We start from the raw sequence: 13,078 nt of genomic DNA, 5'->3' as shown, positions 1-13,078 counted from the left end.
CCCTCACTCTGCGCGGCACCCGCACCCCAGAGAGTTATGAGGGGTTCTCATGTTTCCGACAGCACGATTTGACAGATAGTTGCAGTATCCATGCGAATAGGACATCCGGGATGGCAAAATCCGGGAACCCCTAAATCGCAAGGACCGATAGATGACCTCCGCTGTGGATCACTTCACCTACGGACTGCTCACACCGCTGCTCGCCTACGTCATGTCCTGCATGGGCTCGATGCTCGGACTGCGGCTGACCGCGCAGGCGCACGCTTCACGCGGCGGAGCACGCGTGCGCTGGCTGCTGGGCGCGGCCGTCTCCATCGGCGGCACGGGTATCTGGGTCATGCACTTCATCGCCATGATGGGCTTCCAGGTGGAGGGCACCCAGATCAAGTACGACGTCTGGCTGACCGCGGCCTCCGCCCTGGTCGCCATCGTGGTCGTCGGCACCGGCCTGTTCCTCGTCTCCTACGGCGGCGGCCGGTGGCCGGCGCTGCTGGGCGGCGGCCTGCTCACGGGGCTCGGCGTGGCCTCCATGCACTATCTCGGCATGTACGCGATGAACATGTCCGCCCACGTCTCCTACGACCGCGTGCTCGTCGGCGTCTCCGTCGCGATCGCGGTGGTGGCGGCCACGGTCGCGCTCTGGTTCGCCACCCGGGTCAGGAAGCCCATCTGGATCACCGGCGCCGCGCTCGTCATGGGCGTCGCGGTGGCCGGCATGCACTACACCGGCATGTACGCCATGCACGTCACGGTCGACCCGGTGACCGGCGAGGTCCCTGGCGCCGACGCGCTGGACTTCCTCGTCCCGCTCATGACCGTCATCAGCCTGATCACCCTGACCATGCTCCTCATGGTGATCCTGTCCCCGTCGGAGGAGGAGCTCACCGAGGACGCCGAGCTGCTCGCCAAGCTGGAGCTGCGCCGGCGCAACGCCGAGCAACAGCAGCAGCTGGCCGCCTACCCGGCGCCGCTGGCCGCTCCCGTGCCCGGCCGGCCGCAGCCGGTGCAGGGCCGACAGCAGCCGGTGCAGCCCATGCAGGGACGCCAGCAGCCGGTGCCGCCGACGCAGCCGGCCCAGCCGCAGCCGGCCCCGGCGCCCCGCCAGCAGCCCGCACGATCCAGGGGCAGGCGCCGCTAGGGAGAAACGCACGAGGCGTGAGCAGGCGCGGCGGAAGGCCGTGCCTGCTGATACTTGCGCGAAGAGCTGAGCCCCACTCATACTCCCCTCATCGATGCGGTAAGGGGATGGGTGGGGCATGTCGCCGATCGAGCATTTCTCGCACGGGCTGCTGACGCCCGTACTCGCGTACGCCGTCTCCAGCGTGGGCTCGATGCTGGGGTTGCTGCTGACCGCGCGGGCCCGGCTCACCGGCGGCCGTGAGGCCACGTACTGGCTGGCCGGCGCGGCCGTCGCGATCGGCGGCACCGGCATCTGGACCATGCACTTCATCGCCATGCTGGGCTTCTCCGTGCCCGGCTCGGTGATCCGCTACGACGTGCCGCTCACCGTGGCGTCGGCGCTGCTCGCGATCGTCGTCGTGGGCGCCGGCCTGTTCCTCGCCTCGCACGGAGGCGAGCGGCCGAGCCGCCTGATCGCGGGCGGCGTGCTGACCGGCGCAGGCGTGGCCGGCATGCACTACCTGGGCATGGCCGCGATGAACATGTCAGGCCACGTCTCCTACGACCCGCCCGTCGTCGCGCTGTCGGTGCTCATCGCGGTGGCGGCGGCGACGGCGGCGCTGTGGTTCGCGCTGCGGGTGACCGGCGCGCTGAAAATCGGCGGCGCCGCGCTCGTCATGGGCATCGCGGTGGCCGGCATGCACTACACCGGCATGGCGTCGATGTCGGTGCAGGCCCACTCGGACATGGTGCCGGTGGCCGGCGCGCAGGGCATCGACTTCCTGCTGCCGCTCATCGTCGGCATCAGCCTGGTCACGGTGGGGCTGCTGCTCGCCGTCGTCCTGTCGCCGTCGGAGAAGGAGCTGCGCAGCGAGGCGGAGTTCAAGGAGCGGTTGCGCCGCGGAAACGCTGAGGGCGCGCCGGAGGTGGATCTCTTCGGCACGCCCCGCGGTTGAGCTATGTCATGGGTACGGCTTGCGGCGCACAGGTGGGCCGCCGACGTGGCGCGGCGCAAGCCGTACCCCGAGGGGGTTGTAGCGGATAACCCCGCTGTCCTCGACGGTACGGCCGCCCGCTTGCAACCGGCTTACAGTCAGCCGAAGAACACCTCGGCCTCGGAGTAGCGCTCGACCGGCACCGTCTTCAGCTCGGCCGTGGCCTCGTCGAGCCCGACGCGGATGATGTCGGTGCCGCGCAGCGCGACCATCTTGCCGAAGTCGCCCTCGTGGGCCGCGTCGATGGCCTGCAGCCCGAACCTGGTGGCCAGCACCCGGTCGTAGGCCGTCGGGGTGCCGCCGCGCTGGATGTGGCCGAGCACGGTGGTGCGGGCCTCCTTGCCGGTGCGCTTCTCGATCTCCTTGGCCAGCACCTCGCCGATGCCGCCCAGCCGGACGTGCCCGAACGCGTCGAGCGTGCCCGTCTGCAGCTCCATCTGCCCCTCGACGGGGTGGGCGCCCTCGGCGACCACGATGATCGGCGAGTAGCGGGTGCGGAAGCGGGACTCGACGTATTCGCAGACCCGGTCGATGTCGAACGGCTTCTCCGGGATGAGGATGACGTTGGCGCCGCCCGCCATGCCCGCGTGCAGCGCGATCCAGCCGGCGTGGCGGCCCATGACCTCGCAGATGAGCGCCCTGTGGTGGGACTCGGCGGTGGTGTGCAGCCGGTCGATGGCCTCCGTCGCGATGTTGACGGCGGTGTCGAAGCCGAAGGTGTAGTCGGTGCCGGACAGGTCGTTGTCGATGGTCTTGGGCACGCCCACCACGTGGACGTCACGGTCGTAGAGCTGCTTGGCGACGCCCAGGGTGTCCTCGCCGCCGATGGCGATCAGCGCGTCGACGCCGGTCGCGGCGAGATTCTCCTTGATCCGGTCGACACCACCCTCGATCTTGATCGGATTGGTGCGGGAAGAGCCCAGAATGGTGCCGCCGCGCGGCAGGATGCCGCGTACGGCTTGAATGTCGAGTGGCATCGTGTCGCCTTCGAGGGGGCCGCGCCAGCCGTCACGGAAGCCGACGAACTCGTGCCCGTAGACGCTCACCCCCTTACGCACCACTGCCCTGATGACGGCGTTGAGCCCGGGGCAGTCGCCGCCTCCGGTGAGCACTCCAATACGCATGGCGGGTTCCTCCCGATTGGGGTCACGAACCAGACCTGATGTCAGACTCGCATTGTGCCCGGCATCACACGCAGTGGTCTAGACCAAACGCGAGGCTGCGGAATTAAACCTGGGCGCCCGGTCGTGTCGTGATCGTTAGAGGAGGAATGTCCGTGACCGTGTTGGCCATCGACGCCGGGACGACGGGAGTGACGGCGCTCGTCGTCACGGAGGACGGAAGCGTCGCGAGCAAGGGGTACGAGGAGTTCGCCCAGCACTTCCCCGAGCCGGGCCAGGTCGAGCACAACCCCGAGGACATCTGGCAGGCCACGCTGTCGGCCTGCGCCGCCGCGCTGCGCGGCACCTCGCTGCGGCCGTCCTGCGTCGGCATCACCAACCAGCGCGAGACCGCCGTGCTGTGGGACCGTCACACGCTGGCCGCGCCGCGCCGGGCCATCGTCTGGCAGGACCGCCGCACCGCGGGCCTGTGCGGGCGGCTGCGCGAGGCGGGGCACGAGCCGCGGGTGAGCGAGCTGACCGGGTTGCGGCTCGACCCCTACTTCACCGCCACCAAGCTCACCTGGCTGGCCGAGCACGACCCCGGGGTGTGGGCGGGCGTCACGTCGGGGGCCGTGGCCGTGGGGACGGTGGACTCGTACCTCGTCGCACGGCTGACGGCGGGCGCGCGGCACGTCACCGATCCGTCCAACGCCTCGCGCACCCTCCTGTACGGGCTCGCGTCCGGCGGCTGGGAGCCGGAGCTGTGCGAGCTGTTCGGGGTGCCCGAGGCGGCGCTGCCGGAGATCGTGCCCAACTTCGGGCCGCTCGGCCGGACCGACCCGTCCTCCTTCCTCGGGCTCGACCTGCCGATCAGCGGGGTCGCCGGTGACCAGCAGGCGGCGCTTTTCGGGCAGACGTGCTTCGACGTGGGCGACGTGAAGTGCACCTACGGCACCGGCTCGTTCGTGCTGGCGAACCTCGGCCAGAAGATCGCCAGGCCGGAGAACGGGCTGCTGACCACGGTGGCCTGGCAGACCCCGGCCGGTGAGCGCACGTTCGCGCTGGAGGGGTCGATCTTCGTCACCGGGGCGGCGGTGCAGTGGCTGCGCGACGGGCTGGGACTGATCGGCTCGGCGCCGGAGTCCGAGGCGCTGGCGCGTACGGTGGCCGACAGCGGCGGGGTGGTGTTCGTGCCCGCGCTGACCGGGCTCGGCGCGCCGCACTGGGAGCCCGAGGCGCGCGGGCTGATCACCGGCATCACGCGCGGCACGACCCGGGCGCACCTGGTCAGGGCGACGCTGGAGGCCATCGCGTTCGAGGTGCGCGACGTGGTCGAGTCGATGACGGCCGGCTCGGTGCAGGTGCTCAAGGCCGACGGCGGGGCCAGCGCCAACGACCTGCTCATGCAGGTCCAGGCCGACCAGCTCGGCACCGCCGTCGAGCGCCCCGCCGTCCAGGAGACCACGGCGCTGGGCGCGGCCTTCCTGGCCGGCCTGGGGGCGGGCGTGTGGGGCTCACAGGCCGAGCTGCGCGAGACCTGGCGCCTCGATCGCCGCTTCGAGCCCGGCGAGCGTGACGAGGCCGCCTACGCCCGCTGGCAGGCCGCGGTGAACCTGACCCGCACCGCCGCCCACCCCGCCTGAGGCACCACAACCGATCAGGGTTTGCCGGCGGGGCCCTGGGCGAAGCGGGTGAGGAGGTTCAAGGTGACGCGGCGGGTGAAGGCGGCGGCGGAGTCGGTGACGCCGTGGCCGCAGCGCCTGCCGCGCAACCCGCACACCCACCGCATCGTGCCCGAGGCGAACACCCCGGCCCCGCTGGGCGCCGTGTAGTAGGTGCTGTGCGTGACGCTGCGCCGCCCGCCGCACGAGAACGGCGACTCGGCCAGCACCTGCACCCCGTCGGGCGAGCCGCGCGACACCCGGTCGGTCTCCACGCCGACGAGCCCGGGGAAGCTGCGCCCCTTGGTCCCGGCGAAGATCCAGTGGCCGGGCCTGCTGACCCGGTAGACGCCATCGGCGGGGAAGCAGTCGTACATCTGCCCCACCAGCGCGCTCTCCGGCCGGGTGTCGCGCCAGAGCCGGCAGTCGCGCTCCTTGTCGCAGGCGACCGTCCTGCCGTGCACGGCGATGCGCCAGTAGACGGCGTTCGCGCCGAGGAAGGCGAGGTTGGTGCCGCTGTCCCTGGCCCGGGTGACGACCTGGCGCATGCCGGGCGACCAGTACTCGTCGTGGCCGAGCGAGATCACCGCGCGGGCGCCGTCGAGCGCGCCGGGGACGAGGTCGAGGTTCGTCAGGTACGCCAGCGGCACGCCGCTCTGCTCGGCCACCGCCAGCGCCTCATTCTCGAAGTCGAGGAAGAGGCGGGCGCCACTGCGGTCGTAGGGCCGGTCGAAGGTGACGGCGCGGGAGCGGTCCGCGTACCCGCCGGGGCCCTGGTAGAGGCTGCGCCCGCCCCACAGGTTGTACGCCTGCCAGGTGGTGACCGCGTTCACCAGGACGACGCGCCCCGCGGTGGAGGCCGAGCGCACGGTGACGGGCACGTAGCGCTGGGCGCCGGTGGAGGCGTCGAGCCTGATGAGGTACGAGCCTTCGGGCCAGCCTTCGGTGTCCACGGTCAGCGACGGCGTCCAGTGGGCGGCGGTGACGGCGCCGTCCACGACCTTGGCGGGCGTCTGGCGCACCCCCTTGACCGGGTCGGACTCCCACACCTTGGCCGGGTTGGCGCCCATGCGGAAGGCGCGGGCGGTGAAGCGCGGCGCGGTCGTGGAGACGTGCAGCCGCAGCCGCTCGCCGGGCAGCACGCTCACCCGGTCGGCGTACCCCTCGATCTCGTGCGCGGCGCCGAGCTTGTGGATCCGCCACGACTCCTGCACGTCCGCGCCCACGATCGGAGCGGGCGGCGCGACGGGTCGCGGCGCGGCGGGAGGAGGCTCGCCGCAGCCGGCGACGAGCAGGGCGACGACGAGTAGCACCTTGCGCACGCGCCCATGGTCGGCGTGGCGTGCCTCCTCCGGCCGCGACTTGGTGAAGTCCTTACATGACCAGGACGCAGGCCGGGCTGTCCACCTCGTACGCCTCCCCGTCCGGCGCGGGCACCCCGTCGCGCAGGGTGAAGCGGGTGACCGTGTTCGCGTACTGGTTGGCCACGTACATGTGCTCGCCGTCGATGGCGAAGTGCCGGGGCCAGTCGCCGCCGGTCGGCACCTCGGCCACGTGCGACAGGTCGCCGGCGCGCAGCACGGAGACGGTGTTGGGGCCGCGGTTGGCGACGTAGACGAAGTCGCCGTCGAGCTGGAGGTGGGAGGGCGCGTTGGCCCCCTCCTGCCGGGAGGCGGGCACGCTGGTGCGGCGCTCGCCGTCGATGAGCGTGACGGTGCCGTCGAGCTCGCCCGCGACGTAGAGGCGGTCGCCGGCGAACGCGAAGTGGCGCGGGCCCGTGCCGGGGCTCAGCGTGATCGACTCCAGCCGGGTGCCGTCGGGGCGGTAGCGGCGGATCTCGTCGGTGCCGAGGTCGGAGACGTGCAGCAGGCCGTCGTGGAAGACGCACTGGTGGGCGTGCGGGCCCTCCTGGCGCTCCGCGTCGGGTCCCGAGCCCTCGTTGCGCAGCACGAGCGGCTCGCCCGTGAACGCGCCGCGCTCGTCCAGGTGGTACACGACCGCCGTGCCGTCGCCGTAGTTGGCCGTCGCGAGCAGCGTGCCGGTGGGGTCGACGGCGACGTGGCAGGGGCTGTGGCCCTCGCTCGGGCGCTCGTCGAAGGGGGTCAGCTCGCTGGTGGCCTCGAAGGCGGTGAGCCAGCCGCGTTCGAGCTCGCCCGCGGCGTACAGCACCGGGAGCGTGGGGTGGGCGGCGAGGAAGGACGGCGCCGCCACCCGCGCGAGGCCGTGCTCCTTCCCGTCATCGATCGTGACGATGCCCGGGCCGTATCCGCCTATGCGCAGGTGCTTCACAGCGGGGATCCTCCTATGGTTGACTGAGGCAATGAGTTCGTTGACAGAAGCAAGGGTTGCTGAGATCAGGGCCTTCAACCGGTTCTATACGAAGGTGATCGGCGTGCTCCAGGCGGGTATGCACGACTCGCCGTACTCGCTGACCGAGGCACGCGTGCTGTTCGAGCTGGCGCAGACCGACCGCGTCGAGACCGGGGAGCTGCGCGGCCTGCTCGGCCTCGACGCCGGCTACCTCAGCCGCATCCTGACCCGCTTCGAGAACGACGGGCTCGTGGAGCGCGAGCGCTCGGCCTCCGACGCGCGCAAGCAGCTCGTCCGGCTCACCCCCGGCGGGGCAGAGGTCTTCGCGGCGCTCGACCGGCGCTCGGGCGAGGAGATCGCGCAGCTGCTCGGCGAGCTTGCCGAGGAGGACCAGGCACGGCTGGTCGGCGGCATGGCGGCGATCAGGCAGGTGCTCGGCGGGGCGCGCGAGCCCCGCTCGTACGTGATCAGGCCCCCGCGCACTGGCGACCTCGGCTGGGTCGCCTACCGGCACGGCGTGCTCTACAGCGCCGAGTACGGCTGGGGCACCGCGTTCGAGCAGCTCGTCGCCGGCATCGTGGCCGGCTTCGACCCCGCCCGCGACGCCGGGTGGATCGCCGAGGTGAACGGCGAGCGGGCCGGCTGCGTCTTCTGCATGCGGCAGGACGACGAGACGGCGAAGCTGCGGCTGCTGCTGGTCGAGCCGTCCGCGCGCGGTCTCGGCATCGGGCGGCGGCTGGTCGAGGAGTGCGTACGGCATGCCCGCGACGAGGGCTACCGGCGCGTCACGCTGTGGACCCGCGACTGCCTGACCAGCGCGCGGCGCATCTACCGGGCGGCCGGGTTCGAGCTGGAGTCGGCGGAGAAGGGCTCGGAGAACGGCGTCGAGCTGGTCGAGGAGATGTGGACCCTCGACCTCGCCTGAGCACTCAGGGACGGAAGGGGCCCGTCACCTCGAAGGTGTGGCCCTCGGTGCGGCCGCGCCTGGCCGAGAAGTAGAGGCGCTCACCACTGGGCGAGAACGCCAGCCCGGTCAGCTCGGCCCCGTGGTGGCCCTCCAGGCGCAGGAACGGGGTGACCGCCCGGTCGGGCGCGATCACGTCGATCTCGGCGCGCTCTCTGGCGACGTAGAGGTCACCGGAGGGCGCGGCGGTGATGGCCCGCACGCCCTCGCACAGCCGGTCGAGCGTGGCGGTCTGCGCGTCGTACGCCCACAGCCGGGTGTCACCCTTCGTCGTGAAATAGCACACCCCGCCGGCGTAGTGGCAGCCGTCGCCGCCGTCGAAGTGGCGGGCGTCCTCGACCTGGTGGCGGGCCTCCTTGAGCAGCGCGGCCGGCGACGGCACCGCCTGCCAGCGGCCCGACGAGCACAGCACCTCGAGCGTGCCCTCCGTCAGGTCGCCCCAGTCGCCCGGCCTGAACCGGTAGAAGCAGCCGTCGAGCTCGTCCTCGGTCATGTAGATGACCCGCCGCTCGGGGTCGCAGGCGGCGGCCTCGTGCTTGAAGCGCCCCATCGCCAGCCGGGGACGCGCGGCGCGGGCGCCGTAGGGGTCGCATTCGAAGACGCGGCCGCGGTGGCCGAGCTCGCACGACAGCCACGTGTGCCACGGCGTGGCGCCGCCCGCGCAGTTGAGGTCGGTGCCCGACAGGATGCGGTAGGCGTCGCCGATGCTGCCGTCGGCCCTGAACCGCAGCGCCGACGCGCCGCCGAGCAGGGGCAGCTCGGAGTTGGACACGTAGATCCAGCCGGCGCCGTCGGGGAAACAGGCGCCGCCGTCGGGGGCCGCGTGCCAGGTCAGGCCGGCGACCTTGTGACCGCTGCGGGCCACCACCCGGCCGGTGAACCCAGGGGGCAGCGCCAGGCCGTCGGGGCCCGGAAGTCCGAGCGGACCGTACGGGCTGATGCCGCCCGGCAAGAGCGGGCCCGTGCGGAGGAGAGTCTTGTGCGACATCGTGGGGCCTCCCTCTAGGTGCCACGCTAGTCGACCGCACCGACATGAATGGCAAGGACTCGCGAAACCAAACTCTGCGCAAACCTCGCCACCGGTGCGCGTGGGACGGCTCGGGCAACGGCCCGGACAACGGCCCGAGCAACGGCCCGAGCAACGGCCCGAGCAACGGCCCGGACAACGGCCCGAGCAACGGCCCGGGCAACGGCCCGGACACACGAAAGCCCGGGCCGCACGCCCGGGCTCTCCTTCGTCGCGCGCGCCTTCGGCTCAGCGCTGTGCCTGGAACATCCAGTGCTGCTTGTCGACTTCCTGCGCCACGGCGATGAGCAGGTCCTGGCTGACCGGGTCGGCCTCCTCGGTGGCCGCGATGCGCTCGTACATGCGCTTGCTGATGCCGCCCAGGATGTCGGTCATGGTCGCCACGACCTTGCCGTCCTCCAGCCAGCCGCCGTCCGGCTGCTGGAGCTTGGTCTCGCGGGAGACGGTCGCGGCGCGGCCGTCCGGGTTGGCGCCCAGGGCCACCATGCGCTCGGCGATGGTGTCCATGTGGGTCCTGGCGAGGTCGGTGACCTCGTCGAGCTGCAGATGGATGGGGCGGAAGTGGGAGCCGATGAGGTTCCAGTGGGACTGCTTGGCGACCAGGGACAGATCGATGAGATCGACCAGGGCGCCCTGGAGGGCCTCGACGACGGTGTTCTTGGCGTCGCCCGTGAGTGGTCCGGTGATTGTAGCCATGCGTACTTTCCTCCCCGCCAGTCGGCTTTTACACCTTTAGAACGGTTTTCGGCCTGCGGTTCTTCCGCCACACGAGCACGTTGACACTGTAACAATGACAGTGTCATTGTGGAGGTATGAGCGAGACCTGGACGATCGGCGAGCTGGCCGAGCACGCGGCCCGCGCGCTGCGCGACGGCGCGGCGACCGCCGGACACTCCGCGAACGGACGGGTCCGTGATGTGCCCGGGGAGCGGCTGATCAGGTGGTACACGACGATCGGGCTGCTCGACCCGCCACTGACCCGGCGCGGCAGGATCGCCCGCTACGGCCGCCGTCACCTCCTGCAGCTCGTGGCCGTCAAGCGCATGCAGGCCGCAGGCCACTCGATCGCCGAGATCCAGACGACCCTGACCGGCGCCACCGACCACACCCTGGAGCAGGCGTCCGGCCTGAACGGGTCGCTCCCCCGCCCCGGCCCCGCCCCGGCCGCCGGAGGGGGCGGGGAGCGGGCGCGCTTCTGGGCCGAGCGGCCGGGTAGCCCACCGGAGGAGCCGGTGCGTGACGTCGCCGCCCGTGCCCAAGAGGCGGCCGGGGTCGTCACGGGGGTCAGGCTGGGCGATGGGGTGCGGTTGGTGCTCGACGGGAGGCGGGCGCTGTCGGATGAGGACGTTCAGGCGGTGCTGGCGGCGGCCGGGCCGCTGCTCGCGGTGCTCGAAGAGAGGAAGCTGACATGAAGATCACTTCGCTGGAGCCCGCGCGGTGCCTTCCGGTGCCGGACGCCGGGTTCGGCGCGCTGCTGACCGAGCGCGGCAACCTGCCGCTGGAGAGCGTGGACGTGACCGCCGCCATCTCGGGCCTGATCGCCGGGGTCGAGGTCACGCAGGGGTTCACGAACCCGTACGACGTGACGCTTGAGGCCACGTACGTCTTCCCGCTGCCCGACAGGGCGGCGGTGACCGGCTTCCGCATGGAGGCCGACGACCGGGTGGTGGAGGGCGTGCTCAAGGAGCGCGGCCAGGCCAGGGCCGACTACGACCGGGCGCTGCGCGAGGGCAGGCGGGCGGCGATCGCCGAGGAGGACCGGCCCGACGTGTTCACGATCAGGGTGGGCAACATCCTGCCCGGCGAGCGCGTCTCGGTGCGCCTGAGCATGAGCCAGCCGCTGCCGTACGAGGACGGCGCCGCCACGTTCAGGTTCCCCTTGGTCGTGGCGCCGCGCTACATCCCCGGCCGCCCGATCGACGGCCCGCCGGCCGGTGCCGGCGTGGCGCCCGACACCGACGCCGTGCCCGACGCCTCCAGGATCAGCCCGCCGGTGCTGCTGCCCGGCTTCCCCGACCCCGTACGCCTGTCGCTGACGGCCACGGTGGACGCGGCCGGGCTGGAGCTGCGCGAGCTCGCCTCCAGCCTGCACGTGGTCGAGGAGGAGGGCGGCACGGTACGCCTGCGCCCCGGCGAGCGCCTGGACCGCGACTTCGTGCTGCGGCTGACGTTCGCCGCTTCCACGGCTCTCCAGCTGGACGGGCAGGTGGACGGGCGGGTGGACGGGCGGGTGGACGGGCAGGTGGACGGGCAGGGCACGTTCGCGCTGACCGTGCTGCCGCCGCCGCTGGAGGGCGCCCGCACGCCGCGCGACCTGGTGCTGCTGCTCGACCGCTCGGGCAGCATGGGCGGCTGGAAGATGGTCTGCGCCCGCCGGGCCGCCGCGCGCATCGTCGACACGCTGACCTCGCACGACAGGTTCGCGGTGCTGACGTTCGACTCGGTGGTGGAGGAGGCGTTCGAGGGGTTGGTGGAGGCGTCCGACCGCAACCGTTACCGTGCGGTCGAGCATCTCGCGAGGGTGGACGCCCGGGGCGGCACCGAGCTGCTGGAGCCGCTGCGGCGGGCCGTCGCGCTGCTCGACGGCCGGTCGGAGGGCCGCGAGCGGGTCGTCGTGCTCGTCACCGACGGGCAGGTCGGCAACGAGGACCAGATCCTGGAGCAGGCGGGCGGCGCGCTGTCGGCCATGCGGGTGCACGCGGTGGGCATCGACAGGGCGGTGAACGCCGGGTTCCTCGGCCGTCTCGCGGGGCTCGGCGCGGGCCGGTGCGAGCTGGTCGAGTCGGAGGACCGGCTCGACGCGGCCATGGAGCACATCCACCGCAGGATCGGCGCTCCCCTGGTCACCGACCTGGCGCTCAAGGGCCTGGAGGTCGAGCCGGAGACCGTCACCCACCTGGGGTCGATCTTCCCCGGGGTGCCGCTGCGCGCGTACGGGCGCTATCGCGAGGGCTCCTCGGTGACCGTGCGGGGACTGACCGCGCAGGGGCCGTGGGAGGAGCGCGTGGACGGCGTCACGGTGGACAATCCGGCCATCAGGGCCGTGTGGGCCCGCGCTCACCTGCGCGAGCTGGAGGACCGGTACGCCATGGGCGAGCACGACCTGGAGGAGCGCATCGTGCGCACCTCGCTGGAGTACGGCGTGCTCTGCCGGTTCACGGCGTACGTGGCGGTGGACACCCGGCAGGTCGCCGGCGAGGGGCCGCAGCACCGCGTCATCCAGCCGGTCGAGCCGCCGAGCGGGTGGGAGCCGCCGCAGTCGCCGGGGATGGGCGCCTTCGGGGCGAACGTCATGCTGGCCGCCGCACCGGCGAGCCCGGCCAGGATGCGGACACCGCAGCCCGGGCTGAGCAGCGCGGGCGGGATGGAGATGGAGCGGGGCTTCCTCGCCGGAGGGCCGCAGGACGGCGGCGCCCTGCCGCCCTCGCCGGCGCCCATGCCGATGGCTCCCGGCGGGCCGCGCCGGGGTCGCGGGCGGGCGGCCGGCGGGCGTCCGGAGTCGGTGCGTCCCCAGCTCGCGGCCGAGCTCGACCGCCTCAAGGCCCTGCCCGCGCCCGACCTGCTCTACCTGGCCGACCTGGGCACCCGGCTGGCGGCACTGGCGGCGTACCTCGGGGGGAACGAGCAACTGGAACGCCTGGCGGCGGAGCTGGCGGCGGCCGAGCGTCCTGGCGCGGACGCCCACGCCCTGCACGCCCGCGCCATCGAGGTCCTCACGGCCCTGACCGGCCCCACTCCCCCGCCTCCGGCGGGAGACCCACGCCCGGCGATGGGCCCGAGGCCGGCGTACGACCCCGGGACTCCGGGCGCCCCGGGCGCCCCTGGTGAAGGAGGCCGGCGCGGCCCCTTCTGGAAGCGCGCCTGACGGAGGCCGGGGCCCCCTCGCCCGACGCCCGGCC

The 13,078-nt window shown here is 72.6% G+C and carries 11 protein-coding genes; 6 read left to right on the top strand and 5 right to left on the bottom strand.

All coding sequences use genetic code 11. The features are described 5' to 3' along the window. Window positions 1-151: 151 nt before the first annotated feature. Both ABZW11_RS39730 and ABZW11_RS39725 read left to right on the top strand, forming a co-directional pair. The gene (locus ABZW11_RS39730; RefSeq protein ID WP_355429408.1) at window positions 152-1,138 is read left to right on the top strand and encodes an MHYT domain-containing protein; all 987 of its coding nucleotides are present in this window, start codon (window positions 152-154) and stop codon (window positions 1,136-1,138) included. Window positions 1,139-1,256: 118 nt separating this feature from the next. Then, window positions 1,257-2,075: an MHYT domain-containing protein gene (locus ABZW11_RS39725; RefSeq protein ID WP_355429405.1), complete on the top strand. Its 819-nt coding sequence runs from the start codon at window positions 1,257-1,259 to the stop codon at window positions 2,073-2,075. 137 nt (window positions 2,076-2,212) lie between these two features. On the opposite strand, the gene ABZW11_RS39720 is transcribed toward ABZW11_RS39725, so the two are convergent. Further along, window positions 2,213-3,238, bottom strand: coding sequence for a 6-phosphofructokinase (locus ABZW11_RS39720; RefSeq protein WP_355429403.1), 1,026 nt, complete (start codon window positions 3,236-3,238; stop codon window positions 2,213-2,215). 152 nt (window positions 3,239-3,390) lie between these two features. On the opposite strand from ABZW11_RS39720, the gene ABZW11_RS39715 reads away from it, so the two are divergent. Beyond that, window positions 3,391-4,860, top strand: coding sequence for a glycerol kinase (locus ABZW11_RS39715; RefSeq protein WP_355429400.1), 1,470 nt, complete (start codon window positions 3,391-3,393; stop codon window positions 4,858-4,860). A 14-nt stretch (window positions 4,861-4,874) separates the two neighbouring features. Here the strand turns inward: ABZW11_RS39715 and ABZW11_RS39710 are convergent, their stop codons facing one another. Next, the gene (locus tag ABZW11_RS39710) at window positions 4,875-6,200 is read right to left on the bottom strand and encodes a N,N-dimethylformamidase beta subunit family domain-containing protein (protein WP_355429398.1); all 1,326 of its coding nucleotides are present in this window, start codon (window positions 6,198-6,200) and stop codon (window positions 4,875-4,877) included. Between the two features lie 52 nt (window positions 6,201-6,252). Continuing rightward, window positions 6,253-7,167 carry a beta-propeller fold lactonase family protein gene (locus tag ABZW11_RS39705; RefSeq protein WP_355429395.1) on the bottom strand — a complete coding sequence of 305 codons (915 nt, stop codon included), beginning with the start codon at window positions 7,165-7,167 and terminating at the stop codon, window positions 6,253-6,255. A 103-nt stretch (window positions 7,168-7,270) separates the two neighbouring features. On the opposite strand from ABZW11_RS39705, the gene ABZW11_RS39700 reads away from it, so the two are divergent. Beyond that, the gene (locus ABZW11_RS39700) at window positions 7,271-8,113 is read left to right on the top strand and encodes a helix-turn-helix domain-containing GNAT family N-acetyltransferase (RefSeq protein WP_355429393.1); all 843 of its coding nucleotides are present in this window, start codon (window positions 7,271-7,273) and stop codon (window positions 8,111-8,113) included. A 4-nt stretch (window positions 8,114-8,117) separates the two neighbouring features. Here the strand turns inward: ABZW11_RS39700 and ABZW11_RS39695 are convergent, their stop codons facing one another. Continuing rightward, window positions 8,118-9,140 carry an alkaline phosphatase PhoX gene (locus tag ABZW11_RS39695; RefSeq protein ID WP_355429390.1) on the bottom strand — a complete coding sequence of 341 codons (1,023 nt, stop codon included), beginning with the start codon at window positions 9,138-9,140 and terminating at the stop codon, window positions 8,118-8,120. 267 nt (window positions 9,141-9,407) lie between these two features. Next, on the bottom strand, window positions 9,408-9,875 hold the full coding sequence (locus ABZW11_RS39690; protein ID WP_355429387.1) for a DNA starvation/stationary phase protection protein: 468 nt from the start codon (window positions 9,873-9,875) through the stop codon (window positions 9,408-9,410). Between the two features lie 116 nt (window positions 9,876-9,991). On the opposite strand from ABZW11_RS39690, the gene ABZW11_RS39685 reads away from it, so the two are divergent. Beyond that, window positions 9,992-10,591 (top strand): MerR family transcriptional regulator, encoded by a 600-nt coding sequence (locus tag ABZW11_RS39685; RefSeq protein ID WP_355429384.1) that lies wholly within the window; start codon window positions 9,992-9,994, stop codon window positions 10,589-10,591. Beyond that, a complete protein-coding gene (locus tag ABZW11_RS39680) occupies window positions 10,588-13,044 on the top strand; it encodes a VIT domain-containing protein (RefSeq protein ID WP_355429381.1) in 2,457 nt (818 codons plus the stop codon). The genes ABZW11_RS39685 and ABZW11_RS39680 overlap by 4 nt, the downstream gene beginning before the upstream one ends. Window positions 13,045-13,078 lie beyond the last annotated feature (34 nt).

Origin of the sequence: Nonomuraea sp. NPDC004580 (genome assembly GCF_040609855.1) — a bacterium.
Lineage (GTDB): Bacteria > Actinomycetota > Actinomycetes > Streptosporangiales > Streptosporangiaceae > Nonomuraea > Nonomuraea salmonea.
This window is presented reverse-complemented; position numbering and strand designations above follow the sequence as displayed.

What these genes read in the sequence shown, in the direction of transcription:
- ABZW11_RS39730 (WP_355429408.1), top strand. Translation starts at nt 152, where the DNA reads ATGACCTCCGCTGTGGATCACTTCACCTACGGACTGCTCACACCGCTG.
- ABZW11_RS39725 (WP_355429405.1), top strand. Translation starts at nt 1,257, where the DNA reads ATGTCGCCGATCGAGCATTTCTCGCACGGGCTGCTGACGCCCGTACTC.
- ABZW11_RS39720 (WP_355429403.1), bottom strand. Translation starts at nt 3,238, where the DNA reads ATGCGTATTGGAGTGCTCACCGGAGGCGGCGACTGCCCCGGGCTCAAC.
- ABZW11_RS39695 (WP_355429390.1), bottom strand. Translation starts at nt 9,140, where the DNA reads ATGTCGCACAAGACTCTCCTCCGCACGGGCCCGCTCTTGCCGGGCGGC.
- ABZW11_RS39690 (WP_355429387.1), bottom strand. Translation starts at nt 9,875, where the DNA reads ATGGCTACAATCACCGGACCACTCACGGGCGACGCCAAGAACACCGTC.
- ABZW11_RS39685 (WP_355429384.1), top strand. Translation starts at nt 9,992, where the DNA reads ATGAGCGAGACCTGGACGATCGGCGAGCTGGCCGAGCACGCGGCCCGC.
- ABZW11_RS39680 (WP_355429381.1), top strand. Translation starts at nt 10,588, where the DNA reads ATGAAGATCACTTCGCTGGAGCCCGCGCGGTGCCTTCCGGTGCCGGAC.